General features: G+C 69.2%; 20 protein-coding genes. 9 read left to right on the top strand and 11 right to left on the bottom strand.

Features of this window, described 5'->3' with window-relative positions:
• Positions 1-43: 43 nt before the first annotated feature.
• Positions 44-1,189, top strand: coding sequence for a glycosyltransferase family 4 protein (locus tag GF068_RS16175; RefSeq protein ID WP_153820268.1), 1,146 nt, complete (start codon positions 44-46; stop codon positions 1,187-1,189).
• Here GF068_RS16175 and GF068_RS16170 read toward each other — a convergent pair.
• The 3 genes from GF068_RS16170 to xseA are packed head-to-tail and all read right to left on the bottom strand — an operon-like array spanning position 1,152 to position 5,549.
• Entirely contained in the window at positions 1,152-3,152 is a 2,001-nt protein-coding gene (locus GF068_RS16170) for an amylo-alpha-1,6-glucosidase (protein ID WP_153820267.1), read from the bottom strand. The two genes, GF068_RS16175 and GF068_RS16170, sit on opposite strands and share 38 nt — an antisense overlap.
• Positions 3,149-4,081, bottom strand: coding sequence for a shikimate dehydrogenase family protein (locus GF068_RS16165; protein ID WP_240806939.1), 933 nt, complete (start codon positions 4,079-4,081; stop codon positions 3,149-3,151). The genes GF068_RS16170 and GF068_RS16165 overlap by 4 nt, the downstream gene beginning before the upstream one ends.
• Entirely contained in the window at positions 4,074-5,549 is a 1,476-nt protein-coding gene (gene xseA / locus GF068_RS16160; RefSeq protein WP_338046411.1) for an exodeoxyribonuclease VII large subunit, read from the bottom strand. The genes GF068_RS16165 and xseA overlap by 8 nt, the downstream gene beginning before the upstream one ends.
• Before the next feature lie 79 nt (positions 5,550-5,628).
• Between xseA and accC the strand changes: the two genes are divergently transcribed.
• The gene (gene accC, locus GF068_RS16155) at positions 5,629-7,134 is read left to right on the top strand and encodes an acetyl-CoA carboxylase biotin carboxylase subunit (RefSeq protein WP_338046410.1); all 1,506 of its coding nucleotides are present in this window, start codon (positions 5,629-5,631) and stop codon (positions 7,132-7,134) included.
• A gap of 4 nt (positions 7,135-7,138) precedes the next feature.
• Here the strand turns inward: accC and GF068_RS16150 are convergent, their stop codons facing one another.
• Entirely contained in the window at positions 7,139-8,689 is a 1,551-nt protein-coding gene (locus GF068_RS16150) for a hypothetical protein (protein ID WP_153820264.1), read from the bottom strand.
• A 257-nt stretch (positions 8,690-8,946) separates the two neighbouring features.
• Here GF068_RS16150 and GF068_RS16145 point away from each other — a divergent pair, with 257 nt between their 5' ends.
• The 5 genes from GF068_RS16145 (at position 8,947) to GF068_RS16125 (ending at position 15,884) form a co-directional block, all read left to right on the top strand.
• A complete protein-coding gene (locus GF068_RS16145) occupies positions 8,947-9,933 on the top strand; it encodes a helix-turn-helix domain-containing protein (RefSeq protein WP_170319513.1) in 987 nt (328 codons plus the stop codon).
• Between the two features lie 109 nt (positions 9,934-10,042).
• A complete protein-coding gene (locus GF068_RS16140) occupies positions 10,043-12,280 on the top strand; it encodes an FG-GAP-like repeat-containing protein (protein WP_153820262.1) in 2,238 nt (745 codons plus the stop codon).
• Between the two features lie 92 nt (positions 12,281-12,372).
• A complete protein-coding gene (locus GF068_RS16135) occupies positions 12,373-14,034 on the top strand; it encodes a carboxypeptidase-like regulatory domain-containing protein (RefSeq protein ID WP_153820261.1) in 1,662 nt (553 codons plus the stop codon).
• A gap of 14 nt (positions 14,035-14,048) precedes the next feature.
• On the top strand, positions 14,049-14,615 hold the full coding sequence (locus GF068_RS16130) for a hypothetical protein (protein WP_153820260.1): 567 nt from the start codon (positions 14,049-14,051) through the stop codon (positions 14,613-14,615).
• 45 nt (positions 14,616-14,660) lie between these two features.
• A complete protein-coding gene (locus tag GF068_RS16125; RefSeq protein WP_153820259.1) occupies positions 14,661-15,884 on the top strand; it encodes a Kelch repeat-containing protein in 1,224 nt (407 codons plus the stop codon).
• A 51-nt stretch (positions 15,885-15,935) separates the two neighbouring features.
• Here GF068_RS16125 and GF068_RS16120 read toward each other — a convergent pair whose 3' ends face one another.
• The 5 genes from GF068_RS16120 to GF068_RS16100 form a co-directional block, all read right to left on the bottom strand.
• Positions 15,936-16,436 (bottom strand): hypothetical protein, encoded by a 501-nt coding sequence (locus GF068_RS16120; RefSeq protein WP_153820258.1) that lies wholly within the window; start codon positions 16,434-16,436, stop codon positions 15,936-15,938.
• 546 nt (positions 16,437-16,982) lie between these two features.
• A complete protein-coding gene (locus GF068_RS47365) occupies positions 16,983-17,168 on the bottom strand; it encodes an HNH endonuclease (RefSeq protein WP_170319512.1) in 186 nt (61 codons plus the stop codon).
• A complete protein-coding gene (locus GF068_RS43610; RefSeq protein ID WP_170319511.1) occupies positions 17,129-18,070 on the bottom strand; it encodes a hypothetical protein in 942 nt (313 codons plus the stop codon). Before GF068_RS43610 ends, GF068_RS47365 begins: the two co-directional genes overlap by 40 nt.
• Before the next feature lie 127 nt (positions 18,071-18,197).
• A complete protein-coding gene (locus tag GF068_RS16105; protein ID WP_170319510.1) occupies positions 18,198-18,734 on the bottom strand; it encodes a hypothetical protein in 537 nt (178 codons plus the stop codon).
• A gap of 79 nt (positions 18,735-18,813) precedes the next feature.
• Positions 18,814-19,089 (bottom strand): hypothetical protein, encoded by a 276-nt coding sequence (locus GF068_RS16100; protein ID WP_153820254.1) that lies wholly within the window; start codon positions 19,087-19,089, stop codon positions 18,814-18,816.
• A 26-nt stretch (positions 19,090-19,115) separates the two neighbouring features.
• Between GF068_RS16100 and GF068_RS16095 the strand changes: the two genes are divergently transcribed.
• Entirely contained in the window at positions 19,116-20,261 is a 1,146-nt protein-coding gene (locus tag GF068_RS16095) for an anthrax toxin-like adenylyl cyclase domain-containing protein (protein ID WP_153820253.1), read from the top strand.
• Between the two features lie 6 nt (positions 20,262-20,267).
• Here GF068_RS16095 and GF068_RS16090 read toward each other — a convergent pair whose 3' ends face one another.
• On the bottom strand, positions 20,268-20,765 hold the full coding sequence (locus tag GF068_RS16090; RefSeq protein ID WP_153820252.1) for a hypothetical protein: 498 nt from the start codon (positions 20,763-20,765) through the stop codon (positions 20,268-20,270).
• Positions 20,766-20,899: 134 nt separating this feature from the next.
• On the opposite strand from GF068_RS16090, the gene GF068_RS16085 reads away from it, so the two are divergent.
• Positions 20,900-21,175 carry a hypothetical protein gene (locus GF068_RS16085; protein WP_153820251.1) on the top strand — a complete coding sequence of 92 codons (276 nt, stop codon included), beginning with the start codon at positions 20,900-20,902 and terminating at the stop codon, positions 21,173-21,175.
• A gap of 21 nt (positions 21,176-21,196) precedes the next feature.
• On the opposite strand, the gene GF068_RS43605 is transcribed toward GF068_RS16085, so the two are convergent.
• On the bottom strand, positions 21,197-22,216 hold the full coding sequence (locus GF068_RS43605) for a sialidase family protein (RefSeq protein WP_170319477.1): 1,020 nt from the start codon (positions 22,214-22,216) through the stop codon (positions 21,197-21,199).
• Positions 22,217-22,472: the final 256 nt, after the last annotated feature.

The following is a 22,472-nucleotide window of genomic DNA, read 5'->3' as shown; positions in this document are numbered from 1 at the left end:
GCCCACGCGGCCACGTGCTAGCGCGAGCCCGCGAGAACGAAAAATGAGCCTCACTGTCGTGCTTCATGGCGATCCCGCTGCCACCCAGCAGACACGACTCGCGTTCGCTCTCGCCTCGCGCGGCCACCACATCGTGCTCTGCGACGCCCCCGAGATCGCCGCCCGCGTGCGCGCGGCCTACCCCGACCGCTGCGCCGAGATGTCGAGCCAGCCGCGGCTGCCGATGTTCCTCCGCCGCGCGCTCACGCGCCGCCGTGCCCGCGCGCTCGGCGCGGACGTCGTGCACCTGAACTCGCTCAAGCACTGGCACGCGCTCTGGATCGGCCTCCTCCCGTACATCGCGACCGCCTGGGGCAGCGACCTCAACGACGAGGTCTTCCCCAAGCCCAAGCACGTCACCCGCGCCGTCGACCGCGTCCTCGCCCACGCCGACGCCGTGACCGCCGACTCGAACGCCCTCCTGCGCAAGGCCCGCGCGCGCGCGAAGGACTCCCGCGCGCCGTTCGAGCTCGTCTTCTGGGGCGTCGACCGCGCGCTCTTCGATCCGGCGAAGGCCGCGCCCGGCGCGCGCGCCATGCGCGAACGGCTCGGCATCGCGCCCGGCGTGCGTGTGCTCTTGAGCCCGCGCCAGAACAAGCCGCACTACCACGTCGACCGCATCCTGCGCGCCTTCGCCGCGAGCGCCTGGTCCAGGGACGGCGTGATGGTCATCAAGCTGCACGGTCGCGACGACGACGCCGTGCACGAGGCGCGCCTGCGCGCGCTCGCAGCGGAGCTCGGCGTCACGGACCTCGTGCGCTTCGCGCCTCCTTGCGACTACGAGGAGCTGCCCGCGATGTACGCGATGGCGGACGTCGCCGTCTCGGCGCTCGAAGCCGACGGCGTGCCGAGCACCCTCTGCGAGCTCATGTCGCTCGGCGTGCCCGTCGTGGCCACGGATCTGCCGGACTACGCGGGCGTGCTCGCGCACGACGAGCGCGCCCTGCTCGTGCCGCCCGGCGATCACGGCGCGCTCGTCGGCGCCCTCGATCGCCTCGCCGCGAGCCCCGAGCTCGGGGCGAGGCTCGCCACGCACGGCAAGGCCTGGGTCGAGGAGCACGCGGACTGGGAGAGGTGCGTCGACCGCTGGGAGGCGCTCTACCGAAAGGCTGTCAGCCCTTCAGCGCCCGCAAAAGCTCCGCCACGCTGAAGGCCTGCGCCGGCCCGCCGTTCGGCGTGTACGGCATGTCCCCGCTCGCGAGCTCGGCCACCTGCCCCACCGCGACCTCGCGCTCGGCCGCCGACGCGATGAGCTCCGGCAGCTCCACGACGAGCGAATCCTCCGCGGGGAGCACGCCCCGCGCCGCGCGCGCGTAAAACCCGAGCAACCACGGCCACGCCGTCCCCTGGTGATACGCCGCGTCGCGCTCCGCGACGTTGCCGCCGTAATACCCCTTGTACGCCGTGTCCGAAGGCGCGAGCGTCCTGAGCCCCGCGGGCGTCACCAGCTCCTCCCGCGCTCGCCGCAGCGTCGCGCGCGCCCGCTCCGGCGAGAAGCAGGCCGGATCGATCGCCAGCGCAAGCACCGCGTTCGGCCGGATCGCCGCGTCCTGGAAGGCCTCTTCGCCCTCCTTCACCTCGGAGATCACGTCGTACGGATACGACGTCTGGTCACACCAGAACCGCGCGTGGAACGCGGCGCGCGCCCTCCGGCAGGCGATGTCGGCTCGATCGGCGAGCGCGCCCGCGCCCGCCGCGTGCGCGAGACGCGCCAGCGTGTGGCAACCTCGCGCCCAGAGCGCCGACAGCTCGATCGCGCAGCCCACGCGTGGCGTCACCGGCTGCCCGTGCACGCGCGCGTTCATCCATGTCGGCGCGTCACCTGGTTTGCCCGCGGCGAGCAGCCCGTCCGCCGTCACGCGGATCCCGTTTGGCGCGTCGCCGCGCAGGATCGCCTCGAACGCGGCCGTCATCGCCGGCACGACCTCGCCTTGCAGGAAGGGATCCGCGTCGCCGAGCACGTCCGCGAACGAGCGCGCCGCCTCGAAGAGCCAGAGCGTCGCGCCGGCCATCGCCGTGTCCGGGCGGCCGTCCTCGTCGGCCCTCCGGCCCGGCACGAGGCCCCCCTCCATCGTGGCCACGATCCCGCGGAGCACGCGCTTCGCTTCCTCGACCTTTCCCGTCGCGAGGTAGAGCCCCGGCAGCGCGATCAACCCGTCCCGCCCCCAGTGCTCGGCCCACGGGTACCCCGCGACGACCGACGGCACCGGCGCCAGATCCGCCCGGTAGAGCTCCGCCGCCACCGACAGCTTGCGCTCGAGCGTCGAGACGGTCGGCCCCGGGTCCTCCGCCTGGATCGCCGTCACCGTCTGCGTGATGATCTCCTCGGGTTTGCCCTCGGGCAGCTTGTCCACGCCCACCACGAGGAAGCTCGGCGCGCCCGAGCCATCCGCGCGGATCTCGAACACGCCCGGTGTCCAGAGATCCTCCTGGAACTCGAGCCCTCGATCTCGCTCCACGAGGTACTCGAAGCGCCGCCACCAGTCGGGCGAGCCCACGAACGTCCCCTCGTAGCGGAAGCAGAGCCGCGGCAGCCCCTTCATCGGCCGCACGCGCATCTCCCCCGCGCGCAGCTCCACCCGCTGCTCCATCGCCCCGTGCTCGCGCATCAGCGCGTGCATGTGCCGCATCGCGAGCAGCGGCCGGAGCGTGATCACCACCGGGTGCGGCCCGCGCCACGTGTACCGCAGCACCGCCGCGTTCTCGCCGCGCACGAGCGCGAGCAGCACCTCGAGCTCGCCGCCCGCGACCGCGTAGGTCCAGCGCGGCACCGGATCCTGATCGAAGCGGTCGAGGTAAAACGGCCCGCGCTCCGGGTTCAGCCCCGGGAACTGGTGCGTCGCCAGATCCCACGCCGCGCGTGGCGCGAGCGACTTGACCGTCACGTCCACGTGCGACAGCACCACGTGCCGCGCGCGCGGCGGCTCCAGCGCCGCGACGAGCAGGCCGTGGTAGCGCCGCGTGTGCATACACGCGACCGTCGAGCTCGCGTACGCCCCGGCGCCGTTGCTCGCGACCCACTCGCGAAAGAGCGCGCGCCCGAGCTCCCGCCGCACGTCCACGTGCGGCCAGATCGAAGCGGCCGCGGCCGCTCCGCCACCGCTCCCGCTCATACCGTGCGCCCTCCTCGATCGAGGGCGTCTTCGGCCGCGCGGCGCATCACCTCGAGCGGCGGCTCCTTCCCGGTCCAGAGCAGGATCGCGCGGGCGGCTTGCCGGACGAGCATCCCGAGCCCCCCTTCGGCCTGGAGGCCCCGGGAGGCGGCGGCGCGCAGAAACGGCGTCATCCTCGGGGTATACACGACGTCGTAGGCGAACGTGTCGCTTCCGAGATCGTCCCAGGGCACGACGTCCCGGACCGACTCCCCCGGATCCTTGCCGAGCATGCCCGCGCTCGTCGCCTGCACGACGACCGACGCGCCCCGCGCGAGGTCCCACCACTGCAGCCGCAGGGCCTGCGTCGCGAAGCTGTCCGGCGCCGACTCGCCCGGCGAAGGCCAGAGCAGCGGCAGCGCCCCCATCCGCCGCACCTGCTCGGCCGACGGCGACGACTCGATGTCCTCCGACCGCGCCCACGAGCGCGACGTCACGCCGATCACCTTGAACCCCAGCTTCTTGCACGCGGCCACGGCCGCCACGCCCGCCCCGCCCGAGCCGATCACCATCGCCCGCTTGCGCGACGCGCCCGGCGCGAGGGCCGCGATGTCGTCCGCGAGCGCGTCCGCGTCCGTGTTGTAGGCCCGGAGCCGCCCGTCCTCGCCCCGACAGAGCACGTTCGCCGCCCCCGGCTCCGTCGCGCTCGTGTCCACCTCGTCCACGAGCTCCAGGACCGCGCGTTTATGCGGCAGCGTCACGTTCGCCCCGCCGATCGCGCCCGACCTGAGCTCGTCGAACGCCGCGACGAGCTCGCCCGCCGTCGGCACGTCGATCGCCCGGTACACGTGCGGCAGCCCGAGCGACGCGTACGCCACCGTGTGAATCACGGGCGAGAGCGAGTGCGCCACCGGGTGCCCGAGGAGCGCGAAGACCTGCCCTTCAGCCATTGTCTCCCCCGCCCGCATCCGGCGCGCTCTCCAGCACCGCCGTGACCTCGGCGCGGATCTGGCCCTCGTGCACCCGCACCGTGATGGCCTCGCCCACGGCCACCTCCTTCGCGTCGCGCACCGCGCGCCCCGACGCCGTCGTCGCGATGGCGTACCCGCGCGCGAGCACCCCGAGCGGCGAGAGCGCGTCGAGCCGCGCCGCGTGCCTCCCGAGTGTCGTCCGCAGCCGCTCGACCCTCCGCCGCTCGGCCGCCACGAGCCGCACCTCGAGCGTCCCCGTCGCCGCGCGCGCCCCCGCGATCACCGCCCGCGGGTGCCTCGCCGCGAGCCGCCGCTCGAGCTCCGCGAGCTCCTCCTTGCGCCGCGAAGTCGCCCGCTCCTGCGCCCGTTCGAGCTTGCTCGTCAGCTCGTCGAGCTTCTGCTGCCGCGCCGCGAGCACGTCCGCGGGCGAGCCGATCGACCGCGCGAGCCTGTCGACGACGGCCCGCCGCCGCTCGATCGCCGCCCGCGTCGCGCGCGCGATACGAATGTACAGATGCCGGAGCTGCATACGCCGCTCCATCCGGTCCGCGACCAGCATCTCTGCGGCCTGCGAGGGCGTCGCCGCGCGCGCGTCCGCCGCGAGATCCGTCAGCGTCACGTCGACCTCGTGCCCGACCGCGCTCACGACCGGCACGGGGAAACTCGCCACCTTCCGGACGAGCGCCTCGTCGTTGAACGCGGAGAGATCCTCGGCCGATCCGCCGCCGCGCCCGAGGATCACCACCTCCACCTCGGGCACCCGCGCGAGCTGATCGAGCGCGCGGGCCATCGACTGCGCGGCGCCCGGCCCTTGCACCGTCGCCCGCGCGAGCAGGATCCGCGGCGCGCCGCGCCGGTACGACACGGTCACGATGTCGTGGATGGCCGCGCCGCTGCCGCTCGTCACGACCCCGATCACGGCCGGATCCACGGGCAGCGCGCGTTTCCTCTCCGCCGCGAAGACCCCCTCGCCCGCGAGCTTCTGCTTCAGCCGCTCCAGCGCCTCGAGCAACGCGCCCCGCCCGGCCGGCCGCACGTCGCTCACCGAGAACTGCAGCTTCCCGCGTGGCACGTACACCGTGGCCCGGCCGATGAGCACCACACGCGCCCCGTCCGCGAGCAGCTTCCGCGCGCGTGGCGACGCCGTCTTGTACATGACGCAATCGATGCAGGCGTCCTCGCGCTCGTCCTTCAGCGTGAAGTACGCGTGCCCGCTCGCGTGCAGCCGAAAGCCTCCGACCTCGCCGAGGACCCGCACGTCCTGCGACGCGCCCTCGACGACCCTCCGGAGCCGCTGATCGAGCGCGGCCACGGAGATCACCTCGGGCTCGTCCGGTGCCTCGGGGCGCGCGGGGTAGGAGCTCCCGAGAGGCTGGTAGCCCGCCACGTCGTCAGGGACCGATGCCCCGTGGAAAGAGAGCGCGGGGCCCGATTCGCGTCGCTGCACGGCGGGCCGAGAGGTAGCTCGTAACGCGCCGGAGGGAAAGGGAAACCCGCCTGAGCGGAGCCGTGCTACGTGGCCTCCCGTGATTCGCAAGGTCCTCATCGCCAACCGCGGCGAGATCGCCGTCCGCATCATCCGCACGCTCCACGAGATGGGCATCGCCGCCGTCGCCGTGTACAGCGAAGCCGACCGCAAATCTCTGCACGTCCGGCTCGCCGACGAGGCCTACTGCATCGGCCCGGCGCCCGCGCGCGAGAGTTACCTCGACATCCAGCGGGTCCTCGACGCCGCCCGCAAATCCGGCGCCGACGCCATCCACCCTGGATACGGCTTCCTCTCGGAAAAGAGCGAATTCGCGGAGGCCTGCGAGCGCGCGGGCATCACCTTCATCGGCCCCCCGGCCCGCGCGATGGCCGCGATGGGCTCGAAGACCGCCGCGCGCGCCAAGATGGCCGCGGCCGGCGTGCCCATCACGCCCGGCGGCGACGCCTCCACGGTCGAAGAGGCCCGCGCGACGGCCGAACGTGTCGGCTACCCCGTGCTCATCAAGGCCGCGATGGGCGGCGGCGGCAAGGGCATGCGCCTCGTGCACAACGCCGAGGAGATGGCGAGCGCCTTCGAGCGCGCCCAGAGCGAAGCCGCCCGCGCCTTCGGCGACCCCACGGTCTACATCGAGAAGGCGATCCTCCGCCCCCGGCACGTGGAAATCCAGGTGATGGGCGATCGCCACGGCAACATGGTGCACCTCTTCGAGCGCGACTGCTCGATCCAGCGCCGCCACCAGAAGGTCATCGAAGAGACCCCCTGCCCCGTCGCGACACCCGAGCTCATCCGCCGCATGGGCGAGGTCGCGGTGAAGGGCGCGCTCGCGGTTGGTTACTTCTCGGCCGGCACGTTCGAGTTTTTGCTCGGCGAGGACGGGAGCTTTTACTTCCTGGAGATGAACACCCGCCTCCAGGTCGAGCACCCGGTGACGGAGTGGATCACGGGCACGGACCTCGTGGCCGAAATGGTACGCGTGGCGGCGGGCGAGAAGCTCGCGTGGCGACAGGACGAGCTCGTGCGTCGAGGCGCGGCGATCGAGTGCCGCATCTACGCCGAGGACCCGATCGGCTTCTTGCCGAGCCCCGGCAAGATCGAAGCGCTCCGCGTGCCCGCGGGCCCGTGGGTGCGCGACGACGGCGGCTTCTACGAGGGCGCGACCGTGCCGAGCCACTACGACCCGCTGATCTCGAAGGTGAGCGTGTGGGGACCGGACCGGAAGACGGCCATCGGGCGCATGCGCCGTGCGCTCTCCGAGTACGTGGTGACGGGCATCAAGACGAACATCGTCTTCCACGAGAAGGTGCTCGCGCACCCGTCGTTCGTGGAGGGCCGCTACACGACGGGCTTCATCGACGAGAACAAGGAAGCGCTGCTCGGTTACTCGGACGTCCACGAGGAGGACGAGGCGACACTCGCGGTGGCCATCGCGGTGGCGGCGGCGCGGGCGGAGCGGAAGGCGCAGCGGACGGCGGGGCAGGCGCTCGAGGATCGAGGCCGGCTGTCACCGTGGGTGGAGCAACATCGGGCGCGGGTGATGAAGTAGCCTGCTAGAGGTCGGGATACGCCGTCCAGAGCCCCGCGCGTCCGGGCGTGCGGACGGCGTAGACGATGCCGGGCTCGGGCCAGAAGACCTCATTGAATTCGGCGACGCCCGTATCGACCTCGACCTGCTGGCCATTAAACGGGATCCAGGCCTCGAGGGTGCCTGCGCCGAGCGCGGCGTCCCAGTCGCGAACATATCCGAGCACGGGCGCTTGCCAGGAAAGACGCCAGGTCCGACCGTGGACCCGCGGGACCCGGAGCGTCTCGGCCAGGGTCTGCCCGTCGAAGACGACGAGCGTCCCGACCTCCTCCTGCGCGTCCGCGACCGCGACGAGATAACCGGTGAAGCTCCCTCCCCCTGCCGCCCCCGCGATGCCCTCGACGAGCGGAGAAAAGCCGCCATCCGGCTTCCATTTCCCCAGCGTGCCGGCCGTGCCGTCGTGGTCGAGGGTGAGGAGAAAACCATCCCCGTGCGACCGGAGGCCCAGGTCGAGCCTCGAATCGGTCCCGACGAGCACCGGCTCGCCGCCCTCCGGGACGGCCCAGAGCTCGCGCTTTTTGCCCGGCTCCTCGCGCTCGAAGAAGAGCCAGGGGCTCTCCTCTAGCCTGCGCGAATCCACGTACGTGACCCCGGGACCGAACGCGCGCTTCTCCCCCGTCTCCCAATCCCGGACCGCGAGCACGCCGGCCGCGCAGTCTTCGTGGTAGGCGAGCCTCGACGAGCCCCAGAGATATTCGAGTTTGCACGGCGCGGCCGGCGTGGGAATGGCCGTGGGCGCGTCTTCCCCCAGCTTCAGCACCCAGAGGCCCTTTTCGTCGACATAGGCCACCTCGGCCCCGGAGGGCCCGACCACGAATTCGGTCACGCCCGCGCCCGCGGTTTGCACGAGTTTCCCGTCGAGCTCACGCACGACCAGGCTCCCGCCCTCGATCAACCAGAATCGGCTGTACATGGGACTCCAGAAGCTCACGCCCTTGACGATCGTCTTCACCGAGCCGGCCCAGGGATCGATCGTCACGATTTCACCGGACGTCGTCCGCACAACGTAGCCCACGGGCTCGTAGTTTTCGTCGAAGACCCACGCTAGGGTCCGATTCGGCCACACAGCCACCGCGACCGAGGGCACGCGTACGTGCTCCGTGCAGGATGCGTCGAAGATACGCAAATCCCCGCTCTCGTCCCCGAGCTCTCCCTCGATGGTCAGGATGCGGGCCGGCCGAGCGTCGACGCGTGGCTCTTCGCCCCCGAACCCGGCATTGGGCGTGTTCGTGGTGTAGAGGGCAGCCTTGCCCAGCGAGCAGGAGCGCCGTTCACCCTCCACGAGCGAGACGAGGACCAGCTCCTCGTCCCCCGGCGCGCGCTCGCGCCGCGCCACGACGAACGGCCCATCCGGCTCCGTCCCCCCGACGAGGAGCCCGCGAAAGAGCCCATCCGCGTGTGTCGCCGAGCCACGCTCGATGTCGACCTGGCAACCGCTGCACGCAGGCAGCAGCCCCGAAGCCAGGACGCCGAGGGCCACGCACCAGGACTTTCGTGTCTTTCCACTGTAGACCATGCAACAAGACCTCCACGGCGAGGTCAGTTGCGGCGAGGGGGCTGGTCATTCGAGGGTGCAGGGGGACCGTCGTCTCGGCGAGGCGCTCGCCGAGCCTGATGTCCAGGCAGCACCATCACGTTGCCTTTGATTGCCGCTACGCGTGATCATGGAACTGCATGATGCACGCCAGGTCGGGAACGGATCTCGCCCACCCAAAGCCCCTCCCCGACACGCCGGCGCTCGAAGCCAGGCGAGCACCGGCGCCCCTCCTGGTCGTGAAGACCCACCTCAGCACCACCGACCCCGACGAGCTGCTCCCCACCTTCTCCCGCCTCTACCCGGGCGCGACGCTCCGGCCCCTGGCAAGGACGGCCTTCCGGTGTCATTTCGGGGTCACCGCGGCCGGGACCGTGTCGTTCGTCGCGGGGGACTGGGACCTCGGCAGCCGGGTCGAGGCGGCCGCCCTCGGTGATCGTTACGCGCTGGTGTTCGCGGGGGAGGGCAGCAGCGATGGGGAGGTGGAGATCCGGCGCCGGCGCCTCTCGATCACCCCTGGAAAGCGGGCCGCGCTCTTCATCCCCGGGCGCCCGGCGAGCATCCGGATGCCCGTGGGCACGAAGGGCCGGACCCTCACCGTCGAGCGCTCTGCCCTCGAGGCGCACTTCGCCCTCCTCACGGGCCACACGAGCCGCGGCGTCATCTCGTTCGACCCCGAGCTGGACATCACCGCGGGCGGCGGCGCCACGCTCCACGGGATCGTGCGCCTGCTCCGGGAGGAGATCGAGCGCCCCGCGGCCTCGCCGTTCGTCCGGCCGCGGCTCTTCGACGTGCTCCTCACCGCGCTCGTGACCATCCCTCGCCACGAGGGCTCGCGCCTGCTCGATCTTCCGCCCCCGCGTGTCGCTCCTGCGGTCGTGCGCCGGGCCGAGGAGTACATCGCGGCGCACGCCGGCGAGCCCATCCGGCTCTCGGACATCGTCGCCGCCGCGGGCGCGCCGGCCCGCTCGCTCCAGGCGGCCTTTCGCGCGGCGCGGGGCGTGACGCCCATGGAGTTTCTCAAGCTCCGACGGCTCGAGCTCTCGCGCCACATGCTGCTCGCCCCGCGGCCCGAGACGACCGTGTCGGGCGTCGCCGCCGTCATCGGCTTCCGCAACGCGGGGCGGTTCAGCGTCGAGTACAGGAAGTGCTTCCAGGAGAGCCCCTCCGAGACGCTCGCGCGCGGGCGCGGCCTGCGCCGCGGTAACCCAAAAACGTGCGGCTGATCAAAAAGCGCAACATTCCGGTCCTCCCTCGGGGATGGCCGTCGTAGGCGCGCGTGCCTTGGTCTATACGCCTCCGCCGATGACCTCCTCTTTTTCCTCTTCCGGTTCCATGAACAAAGCGACGTCGAAGCGGGTCGGGCGGCTGGGCTGCTGGGCCCTCGGCGTCGGGATGCTGCTCGGGTCGACGGGGTGCGAGATCATCGCCCGCGTCGATCGCACCGAGATCGACCAGGGCAACGGCGGCAGCGGCATGAGCGCGGCGTGTGGCGACGGCGCCCTCGCCGCGTCGGAGGCCTGCGACGACGGCAACGAGGCGAGCGGTGATGGTTGCTCCAGCGGCTGCGCCGTCGAGAGCGGCTGGACCTGCTCCGGGCAGCCCAGCAAGTGCACGCAGGTCGACGCGTGCGCCCCGAACCCCTGCCAGAACGGCGGCACCTGCACCGACGGCGTCGATGGCTACACCTGCGAGTGCGCGGCCGGGTTCACGGGCAAGGACTGCGAGACGAACGTCGACGACTGCGCGCCGAACCCCTGCCAGAACGGCGGCACCTGCACCGACGGCGTCGATGGCTACACCTGCGAGTGCGCGGCCGGGTTCACGGGCACGAACTGCGAGACGAACGTCGACGCGTGCGCCCCGAACCCCTGCCAGAACGGCGGCACCTGCACCGACGGCGTCGATGGCTACACCTGCGAGTGCGCGGCCGGGTTCACGGGCACGAACTGCGAGACGAACGTCGACGACTGCGCGCCGAGCCCCTGCCAGAACGGCGGCACCTGCACCGACGGCGTCGATGGCTACACGTGCGAGTGCGCGGCGGGTTTCACGGGGACGAACTGCGAGACGAACATCGACGACTGCGTCTCGAACCCCTGCCAGAACGGCGACTGCATCGACGGCATCAACGGCTACATGTGCCTGTGCTCGCCCGGGTTCACGGGGACGAACTGCGAGACGAACATCGACGAGTGCGCCCCGAACCCCTGCCAGAACGGCGGGACGTGCACCGACGGCATCAACGGCTACACCTGCCAGTGCGCCCCCACCTACGAGGGGACGAACTGCGAGGCGTGCACCGGCACCCTCGCCGACTGCAACGGGAGCGCAGCCGACGGCTGCGAGGTGAACCTCCAGAGCAGCGTCGACCACTGCAACGCCTGCGACCTCGCGTGCTCGACGGGCGACATCTGCTCGAATGGCACCTGCCAGGCTCCGCCCACCGGCCAGGTCCCCGGCACGCCCATCTCCGTCCCGGCGACGCACACCCCGCTGGCTCCGGCGGTCGCCGACGTGAACGGCGACGGCAAGCTCGACATCCTGGTGGCCAACGGCGAATCCGGCTCGACGATGGACCCCTCCGGCTCGGTCTCCGTGTATCTCGGCAATGGCGACGCCACCGTCCAGGCCGAGGTCAACTACGCGGGCGCGACGCTCTCCAGCAACGCGGTCGTGGCGGTCGACGTGGACGGCGACGGATGGCTCGACGCGGTCACCGTCGACGGCCAGGCCAACCTGCCCGCCATCAACGGCAGCATCAGCGTCTACCGTAACCTCGGCGCGAGCGCGCCCGGGACCTTCGGCGCGCTGACGAGCTTCACCACCGGCGCCCCGGGCTCCGTGCACCTCTGCGCCGGGGACTTCGATGGCGACGGGCGGATCGACATCGCGACCACGAGCGTGGTCACGAACCAGGTGAGCGTCATGTACGGCGACGGCGGGGGCAGCTTCGGCGCGCCCGTGCTCCTCTCCATCCCGTCCACCGGCGGCGCCCAGTCGACCATCGCCTGTCGCGACCTCACCGGCGACGACCGCCCCGAAATCGTGGTGACGAGCCCCAGCTCCGCGCGCCTCTCGATCCTCGTCAACCAGGGCGACGGCTCGTTCGCGGCCCCGGTCTCCTACACGAACGCGGTCAACGGCCAGACCGCGGGCCTCGCCTTCGGCGACTCCGACGGAGACGGCACGCTCGACATCCTCGCGAACGGCGCGGCCGGCGCGTATCTCTTCTTCTTCAAGGGGAACGGCGACGGCACCGTCGCGAGCGGCGTGCAATCCGCCACGGGGGCCTCGGCCATCGCCAACTCGGCGCTGGGCGTCGTGGCCAGCGACTTCAACGGCGACGGCAAGCTCGACGCCTACATCCTGGTCACCGCCGCCTCGGGCGGGGTCCGCCCGATGACCGGCAACGGCAATGGCTCCTTCGCCGCAGGCGCCGTCGTCCCGACCGGCACCTCGCCCGGCCTCAACGCCATCGCCGCCGCGGACCTGGATGGAGATGGGTACGATGATCTCATCCTGACGAACAGGGGATCCGCCACCCTCACCGTGATCCCCAACGGGCTCTGACAGACGGCCGGGCCCCCTCACGACCTCGGTCTCGCCCATCCATCGCTGACGCATCGCCGGCGCGTCCAGACAGTCCGGTCGAAGGATGCTTCATGATCTACACACGCTTGCTCGTTCTCCGCAGGACCCTCCCTTTCCTCGTGTCGGCGCTCGCCCTCGGGCTCGTCGCCGGCTGCGACGACGACAATGGCAGCAGCAGCAGCAATAGCAGCAGCAGCAGCAGTAGTAGTAGCTCTTCCTCGGGAAGCGGCGGAGCCGGCGGTCAGGACACCGGATTTCGCCTCTCGGGGTCGCTGTCGTACGAATACGTGCCCTTCGACGTCGACCTCGAGAAGCTCGATTATGGCAACATCGAGAAGCGCCCGATCCGCGGGGCCTCGGTCCGCCTGATCGACGCCGACACCGACGCCGAGATCGCGAAGACGACCTCCGACGACGAGGGCGCCTACAGCTTCGACTACATGGGGGCCGCCAAGGTGAAGCTCTGGGTCTACGCCCAGACGGAGGTCCCCTCGTTGACCGTCGAGGACAATACGTCCGGAGACGAGATCTACGTGATGGAGAGCGCCACGGCCGACAGCGGCGAGGACACGAAGCTCGACGTCCTCGCCGCCACGGGCTGGGACGGGGCCGCGTACACGAAGACCCGCGCCGCCGCGCCCTTCGCCGTGCTCGATACGGCCTACACGGCGGCGAGGCGCTTCCTCGACGAGGTCTCCCCGCCCCCGGAGCTCCCTCCGCTCAAGTTCAACTGGAGCATCGACAATCGCCCCGAGGACGGCGACAAGGCCATGGGCCAGGTCGGCACCTCCCATTTCGACGGCGAGGAGCTCTACATCCTCGGCAAGGCGGACGTGGACACCGACGAGTTCGACTCACACATCATCGTCCACGAGTGGGGACACTGGTTCGACCAGACGACCGGCCGCGCGGACACCATCGGAGGCACCCACGGCGCCAGCGACATCGAGGACCCGCGGCTCGCCTGGAGCGAAGGGCTCTGCACCGGCTTGAGCGCGATCGTCCTCGATCCGGACACGACGTACACCGACAGCTCCGGGCCCGGGCAGGCGAGCGGATTCTCGAATGACGTCGAGGTGAACCACAAAGATGTCGAGTCGAACCCGGGCTGGTTCTCGGAGAGGACGGTCGAGGGGATCGTTTATGATCTCTACGACGGGCCGGACGAGCCCTTCGACCAGGTCGGCGTGGGCATCGGTGGCATCTACGACGCGCTCCAGATCCAGAAGCAGAGGGCTTCGTTCACGACGCTCTTCTCGTTCGTGGCCTCGCTCAAGGAGAGCAACCCGGGAGCCGCGCCGGACATCGACGCGCTCACGTCGTTCTACAACGCGAGCGCCGATTTCGGCATCGACCCCATCGAGGACGAGTGGGGGACGAACGAGACGCACTCCGGCGGCTTCACCGGGAGCCTGCCGGTCTACAAGCAGGGCGTCGTCGGCAATACCTACACCGTGGATCTGACCGGCGACGTCGAATCCAATCGGCTCTGCCAGAACGTCTACTACCAGATCGAAGGCGACGGGATGCCCATCACCGTCACCTCCACCAGCCCGAGCAACGTCGATCTGGCGCTGTACGACGCCGGCGTCCTCGTCACGTCCGACGAGAACCCGAGCGGGGAAGAGAGCCTCACGTTCAATTCGGAGGCAGGGACGATCTACGTGCTCACCGTGCGCGGGTACAACACCATGCCCGTGTCGTACTCGGCCGACATCACCATCTCGCACTGAAAGAGGAGTCGACAATGAAATACATCGATATCGTGGGGATGGTCGTCCTTCTCGCGGCAGCGGCGTGCGGGACCGACGCGACGCGGCCTCCGGCTCCTCCGGCGAGCGCGGGCGGCTCTCCCGAGGCGGCCGCGCTCGAGCCCGAGGCCGCGGCGCCAAGCGCGGTCGCGGCTGAAAAGCCAGGCCCGTCCGAGCCCACGGCGAAGCCCTCCGCCCCCGTCGACGTGACCGCGACGCTGAAGCCAGGCGCGGCCGATCTGGATGTCGTCTTCGGGGCAGACGGCTCGAATGTCACCATCGAGGTCTGGGGCGTGGACGGGCTGAAGCTCACCGGAGGAGCGACTCCGGTCTCGGCCTCGTCCGTGAGGAAAGGGCAATCCCTCGAGGTGTCCGTCCTCTACGACGCCCCGACGACCACGAGCAACCTCGCGATACGCGTCAGCGGCACCTTCAGCGGCCGAGAGCAGGCCAAGGTGCAGTCATTCACGATCAACGCGGGCAACCAGCCCAAGGCCGCGCCGGCCGGGGAGAGCAAGGTCGATGGAGATGGTCGGCCGGTCAAGGTCATGAAGGCGCAGTGAGGAGATCCATCGATGACCCATCTTTCCCATCCGCCTCGTACATCCATGCGCCACCTTTGCGCCGGCCTCGCAGCGAGCCTCATGGTGGCCGCCTGCGGCGCGCAAGACCCCACGATCCCCGAGGCGTCGTCGCCGGAGGCACTTTCGGCGATAACCTCCGTGGGGCTCACCGCGGCTCCGCAATGGGAGGCCGTCCCGCAGCATGGTGACCTCCCGACCGCGTTATGGGAGGCCGGCGTCTCGTTCGCGCGCACCAACGATCCCGATATCGTCTACCGCTTCGGCGGGCAGATCAGCCAGTTCCCGACCGATTTCACGGTGAACGACTTCTACGCCCTCGACCTCTCCACGATGACGTGGACGAACCTCGGGGCGGCCGACACGCCCGCCCCGCGGGCCGACACGCTGATGATCCCTGGCCCCTGCGGCAATTGCGTGAGCATCGTCGGCGGCCGGGGCCGGTTCCGGACCGGCTCGGATCACATGTTCCCCGAGATGTGGACCTACCACACGAAGAGTCGCAAATGGAAGCTGGCCCCGCAGCAGGAGCAGGGAGATCCCTTCGCCATGCGCCGCTCGTCCGCCGCGGTCGTGGCGGTGCCGGTGGTCGGCCACCCGAAGAAGAAGACGTTTTATGCGTTCGGCGGCGTGGGCAATACGTTGCCGCGGTTCGCCACGACGCCCGGCGGCCTTCGCGACGACCTCGCCGTCTACGACGGGGAGGCGGGCTGGCAAATCGTCCCGACCCACGGCGAAAAGCCCGCACCGCGGGCCTGGCCCGCGGGTGTCTACGATCCGGACACCCATTCGTTATTGATCTTCGGCGGCTACCGCCTCGGTGCGGCCCAGGGGCCGGACACGCCGCCCGGGGAGCTCTTTGGTCCGACCAACTACGAGAATGACCTCTGGTCGCTCAGCCTCGACACGTTTACCTGGACCCGGCTCCAGCCGGTGGGAGCGCTGCCGTCACCCCGCGACAACCCCGTCGCCTTCTTCGACACCACGCGCGGCGGGATCGTCGTCTTCGGCGGGGGCGGGTTCGACGGGGTTTCGAATGATCTCTGGTTCTACTCGACGGCGGCGAACCAGTGGACCGAGATCACCCTCGATCCCGCCGCCGCGATTCCCCCAGCGCGCGTGGGGGGCGTCGCCTTCGTGCGCGAGACGAAGGCGGCCTTCGAGCTCTTCCTCCACGGCGGGTCCTCCTCCGACGGCGGCTCGAGCACGTTCTTCGACGACCTGTGGAAGCTGAGCTGGCCAAAGCTCTGAGAGGGTGTTCCACAGGCTGCTGCGCGGCGCCTGTGAAACACCCTCTAAAGCTCAGCCGTCCGAGGGCGCGGGCGCGCCGGGGGCTTCTTCCTTGGCGCGCATCTTCTCCTTGGTCGCGGCGGCCTTGAGGGCGGGCGCGGACTGGTAAGCGATGACCTTCTCGAACGGCGCCAGGATCTCGGCGCCGTCGGGGGATCGATCGGCGCGGCGGCGGATCTGCTGCACCATTTCACCGAGGCGGATGGCGATCTCGTGGCCACGCACGAGGCGCGTCTCGCGGAGGAGCTCGACGAGCTTCTCGGCGGCGGGGAGGACCTCGTCGATACGCTGGGCATCGGCCCAGAGCGCGGCGAGCTCCTGGGCCTCGTCGGGATGAATCCCCGCGCGCTTGAGCGCGAGAGGCGACGCGAAGAGCAGGGTCTCGACAGCGACGTCGTGCCCGTCACGGAGCTTGGTCAAGTGGCTGATGTGCTCCGGCGTGATGTCGACGAGCTGCAGATCCGAGAGGTCGAAGATCTGATCATACGGCTTGGGATGCTTGGGATCGGACATCGGAAGACTCCTCCCCGAGTCGGGGGGTATGGGGCTGTACAGTCGAGCCGCATGATTGCAGCGCGTGGGTTGGACGAGTCCGTGTCTTCAAGGATGGAGGTCGAGCAAGAAAGTGTCGGGGACGTGGATGCGGGGGCTGGGGGCGAGGTCCGGAGAGAGGAGGTCGAGTCTCCGGAGACACGAGGCCGAGCCTCCGGAGGGTCGAGGGCGCGGGGCGGAGAGGCGTGGGAGATGCGTCGAGAGACGAGGACTCCGCGGGAAAGGACGCAGGCGTGTCCGGAGAGCTACGCGGCGATCGCCGGAGGTGACGCGACGTGTCCCCAGGAGATGAGGGCGACGCGTCAGGAGACGAGGTCACGGGGGCGAGAGGCGGGGACGGGGCTGTGAGACTCGGGTCCGAGGGGTGAGGTGGGGGTGTCGTGGTGGTGGAGGGCATCGGGCGTGGGCCGGGGCCGCTCGATCTCTGCGTGGTTGGTTATCGCCGCTCGTTCATGATGCTTCGCGAATGCAGGCATCCGTCGACGACGAGCCGCAAGGCGCGTCTCTTCATGAGGCACCGAATGTCGAAAGGCGCGCGAGCAACTTGTCGCTCATCTCTTGCCGCTTCGCCCCGTGGTGCGCTTCGCGGTGATGATTGGGACAGAGTGCGACGACATTTGCGATCGTATCGGGTCCACCAGCGGCCAGTGGTATCACATGATGCGTCTCGAGGAATACTCGGCCGTCTGCCATCGCGAAGCCAGGTTCACCGCACCACTCGCATTTTCCCTGAGCTCGCATGAGGACGCGCTGCCGCACTGCGGGGTTACGAAGAAACACCTCACCGGAGACGAGGCGTCGCTCTGCCGGTCGATTTGACTCCTCCCCACTCGAAAACTGATCAGCAAACCGAACCGGCACGACAGCGCGGGTGAGCGTGCATTGACCGGTTTTGGGATCGTACCGGCCCGCCGGTACCGTCGTGCCTCTTGTCGCATGTTGAACTCCTGGGAGATGACTCCGTCCCGCTCCTGCAGCAAACCATGCCACAAGTTGAGGACGACGACCTTGCGGGGCTCGACGAACGACCATTGATAGCAATATTTCGGATTTGCGGCCGCCTTGTCCGCCCCACCCTTGTAGTTCGCCCAATCACTTACGTCCACACCGGCAGCCTCGACCAGGTCCATGACGAGGTGGTGGTCCTTCGGAGCGATGTCAGCGAGGCTGGCCACGAGCTGGATCTGCAAAACGTGAGGCTTGGGGTGCGTGTCGCCCGTTGCGGTCTGCTGCGGGCCATCATTGGACACCGCATGAGCATTTCGGAAGGGGAACTTCTTGGTGTCACAATGTCCGCAATTTTTGGTCTCGAGACCGTATTGCTTCGCCCAAGCGATCAACTCGGCGAGCCTCCTGGAGCAGACCTTCCGAGCGGTGGTGTAACAGCCGTTCTTGTCGGCCCGATAGTCATTGTCGCTGCCCCCCTGGTGCCAGCAGCCTCGCCCTTCGGGATTCTCTCGCCTGTCTTGCGCGTAGTGAATCGTGAACGTCCCCGGCGGGGCTTCCGTCATGTAAAACCCATCGACGTTGGTACGTCTCCAAGCCTGAAAGGCTCGATGTGTCTTGGCATCGTCGCCGTGAAAGATATCGACCATCTTGTATTCTCCCGACTCCAAAGCGAGCAGACCCAAAACACGGCTGCCGTGGACCTGCTCCTGTCCATCTGCCCAATGAGTTCCCCGGCCTGCTCCTGCATGAGCTGACGCGCGCTCCCGCGTGACACTACCGGCCAAACACCGTCACGTCACTGCTCGTCGCAATCACCAGGCTCCTTCCCGTCGGTGAAAATCCCCAGGCACGAACCTCGCTCTCGACGGCCACCTTCGTGAACTCCGCGGACCGACCCGGGCGCGTCTCGTAGATCCAAGCCCCGGGAGGCAGGAGCAGGAGCGACGCCTCGGGCCAGTCGAGAGCGAGACGCTCGACCGTCCAGCCGTCTCGCGTGCAGCGCGCGAGCCCTCCCCCGAAGAGGCCGGCCGTACGCACCCTCTGCCCGGCGAGCGGGCCAATGCCCTCCACTTCGAGCTCGAACGTATCCTGCCAGTCGTCCTCGCCAGGCCCCGGGACGGATGGGTCGCGAGCAACACGCAATCCACCGGTGCAATCAATGACCCCGCGGCCGCTGGTCGAGACGACGAGCAGGAGATCCGACCCGCGGCCGAAGCCCACATCGGTGAGGCCTCCGACGGCGTGCACCCCACGTCGCTTCCACGGGGCGGGAGGGTCCTGCACGGACGCGGCGCGGACGCGGCGAGACATGGGGAGGAGGTGGTCAGGAATCGCGCTCATGGTTCAGGGGTCAACCGCCCCCGTGGTCGTACCGGAAAAGGTCCGTCTCCTACTCGTTGTACCCGGTGCCGAAGACGAAATGAAGCACGCTCACGTCGGCCGGGGGCGGGACGCGCAACGAGGCCGTTGATCCACGCCGCCCACACCGGCGGCGCTCCATCGATGGGCTCGTGAAGGTGGGGAGCCGTGAGGGGACGGTCGGAGACATCGTCTCGGGGAGCGCCGAGCTCCGCACCTCGACCTCGGGGGTGACGAGCCTCCCGAGAGGTGAGGCGAAGCCACCGCGTCCGGGCACGAGGTCACCCGCGCGACTGGACAAGCGCATCGACATTCTTCTACCGTGATCCGATCATGCGACTGAACCTACCCGCCGACCGAGCTGCGCTCGATCTCGTTGGTTTTCCTCATTCCCACGGGCCCGCCTTCGAGCGCGTCGCCGTCCAGGAGCGGTGCGTGATCATGAGCCGCGCCGTGGGCGAGGCGTGTACGCAGCTCATCGAGGAGGGGTACCAGACGAAGGGGTATCGGATCCACGCGAAGTCCTGCACGTGGGGGCCGATGGCGGGGTTCGTCTGCCTCGACCCGCGCTTCAACAAGAAGGGGCTCGACGGCGCGAAATCCAACGCGAATGAGCACATGGAGTCCTTCGCGAACAAGAACGTCGCGCACGACCGCCAGTGGAAGGCCAACACCGGCCCCATCTACATCTCGGACGAGCGGATCCAGTGGCTGCGCGCGCACGGCCAGCTCGGCGTCCCGCGGCACGCGCCGACGCTCAAGGGCATCGACCTGGTGCTCGGCACGTATCATTTCAACGGCATCGAGCCCATTCATTATGCGCTCATCAAGAACCACCACCACATCCCGCCCGGCGCGCGCAAGCCGATGTGGGCCCTCTGCCTCGACACCACCACGTACACCCGAGGCGGGCTGAGGCAGGAGACGCTCGGCCGACCTCACCAGTACAGCCGCGATTTCGGCCAGCGGTACGAGCACGTCATGGGGATGATCAACCCCTACGCCGACAACCCCCGCTCGCCCTATTCGGTCATCACGGGCGATTACGATCTCTTCACGGTCTGGCCGATGATCCGCGACTTCGATCCGATCCACGAGGACAACAGGTTCGCGGGCGCGTCGAGCAACACGGGCATCCTCGCGAACGAGCATCCGCAGCTCGGCAATATCACGAACCGCGTGTTCCTGATCGCGCAGCTATTGAACTCGGTCATCGGCGCGATGACGGGGCTGCCCCTCCGGAACATGTGCCATCACAGCGACGAGACGGGGCGGCCTTACGTCAAGGATGTCGACCTCCCCCTCATCGGATTCTTGCCGGACAGGAAAGGCAAGTGCTTCACGTACGGGATCCGCGACATCGAGGACATGAAGGCGTTCACCGGAGCGGCGCAGCAGCTCGGCTACATGGTGCTGATGAACACGGGGTGGGAGGCGCAGCTCGGCAAGGTCGGCGTGGTCATGCACCGGAATCGGTGACAGAGATCAATCGATCGGCATCGGGAACGCCGTATTCAAGATCCAGGACCCGTTCACGAAGAGGAAGGCGACGCTGACCTGGGTCGCGTGGTACGAGGCCCAGTCCGTGCATTGCCCATTGCCGTCCGCCCTCCTGCACGAGAAGGCGTCGATCGGAAAGCCGAGGTCGAAGACCTGAATGACCCCGCGGCCCGAGCAGGTCCTCGGGTTCGTGACGGTGTTCATGTAGACTCTCCAGGCAAGCTCGAACTTGCCCCTCTCCGAGAACAGCGTCTTTCCGACCTGCGACGTCCCCGGCGGAGGCCGCATGCCGAGGATGTGCTGCGTGAGATGTCCACCCATCGCCGTGTTCCGCGACGGGTCGGCGCTCTGCTTGACGGAGTCGAGGTCACGGCACGCCGCCGCGGACGCCGATCCGCTCATCAACGAGAAAAGCAGGACGCCCCCGAGAAACACGAGCCGCGCCGCCGACGAGGCTGCGAATGTCGATGAATTCGTCGCCATACATCCTCCCTCCCGCCTTTGGATGTACGTAGTGTCGACGCGTCGGTGCACAAGCAGCCATCGAAGGCTTGTGGTCCCGAGCGCCCGACTCCATCGTCTGTCGAAGGCGCCCGTGAGGCGTTGAAGGAGGAGTCATGTTTCGATTGCTCGTCGGTGCCGTCTTCGGCCTGGTTTTCCTCGTGTCCTCGCAGGCCCACGCGGTGAACTGGGGCGCGTTGAAGGACGACGGCTGCAAGTCGACGGGGTTCCGGCAATTCTCGGCGATCCTGTGGAACATTCCCCGCGGCGCGAACTGGGAGGCCGCCTGCGCCCAGACGCCCGTCCTCGACTGGGGGCCGCCGACCCGCTGCAAGAACACGGTGTTCAACATGTGGGGCGAGTGGGATCGCCCGGATCCGCAATGTTTCTAGCGACGGGCCCGTCGCCGCGGCCTAGCCGCCCCCATTCTCGACCGTGAGCCCCAGATACAAGAGCTTCGGGTCCGCGGGCGACGCGACGATCGCCGATACGCCGTCGTAGCCGTTGTGCGTCTTCGTGACCACGCCGGTCCCATGGTCGTACCGGAAGAGGTCCGTCCCGTAATCGTTGTACCCCGTGCCGAAGACGAAATAAAGCACGGCCGCGTCGGTCGGGTGCGGGACGATCAACGTGCCATTGATGAGGTCGACCTCCGCAGACTCCGTGACCACCACCTCGAACGTCTTGCCGCCGTCCTTCGATCGGTGGATGTGGCGGATGTCCGGGCCCATTTCGAGCGCCTCGGCCCAGACGACGTCGCTCGCCGCGGGGGACACGGCGATCGAGAAGAGGTTCGCGCCGTTCGCGCCGAGGCCCGCGCTCTTCTGCCACGTCGCGCCGCCGTCGAAGCTGACGGCGCCGCCGTTCACGCTCTCGCCCCAGAGCACGTGGTCGAGGTTCGCGGGATCGAAGGCGAATCGATAACCGATGACGCTGCCCGAGGCGGGCGGGGTGCCCTGCTTCGACCAGGTCTCGCCGCCGTCGTGGGATTCGTGCAGGCTGCCGCTCGCGTCGCCGATGCGCAGGTGCTTGCCGTCGGCCGGATCGACGCCGAGGCCAATGATGTTCGGCGCGGGCGTGGTGAAGGCCTGGGGGCCGTTTTCATCGATCCGATAAAACCCCGCCCCGTTCTCGGCCCACGCATACGCGAGGCCCCCCTTCGCGGCCGTGATCCTGAAGATGCTGCCCGCGAGCGCGCCCACGACGCTCCAGGTGCAGCCGGCGTCCTCGGAGCGCAGGAGCTCGCCCTTGTGCTCGGCGAGCAACGTGTTCGGCGTATCGAGCGCCGCGAGCCCGTAGGTGTACCCGATCCCCTGGAGCTCCCCCGCGGTCATTGCGAGGTTTTTCCCTTCATCGAGCGTGAAGGTGACGGCGGACGTGCCGCTCACCGATTCACACGCGGGCAGCGCCCAGCCGGGCGTGGAGCCGCCCATTCCCCCTGTGCCACCTGTGCCACCCGCGCCACCGGCGCCACCCGCGCCGCCGGCGCCGTCTCCGCCGCTCCCACCGGCGCCGTCGGATCGAGGAGGGTCGCCGGCTCCGCAGCCAAGCAACAACGCGGAAGCGGTGGCAATGGCGCAGACAAAGAAAAGGTTGGTCCTTGCAAGCATGTTGTTGTCCCTCGTGGGTGGGGCGCAGACGTGTTTCGGGGGCTCGCAAGAGGGCGAGCCCCGCAGGGACCACGGTCAT

This window comes from Polyangium spumosum (assembly GCF_009649845.1).
Taxonomy (GTDB): domain Bacteria; phylum Myxococcota_A; class Polyangia; order Polyangiales; family Polyangiaceae; genus Polyangium; species Polyangium spumosum.
Note: the sequence above shows the minus strand (reverse complement) of the source record. Positions and strands in the feature narration are given on the sequence as shown.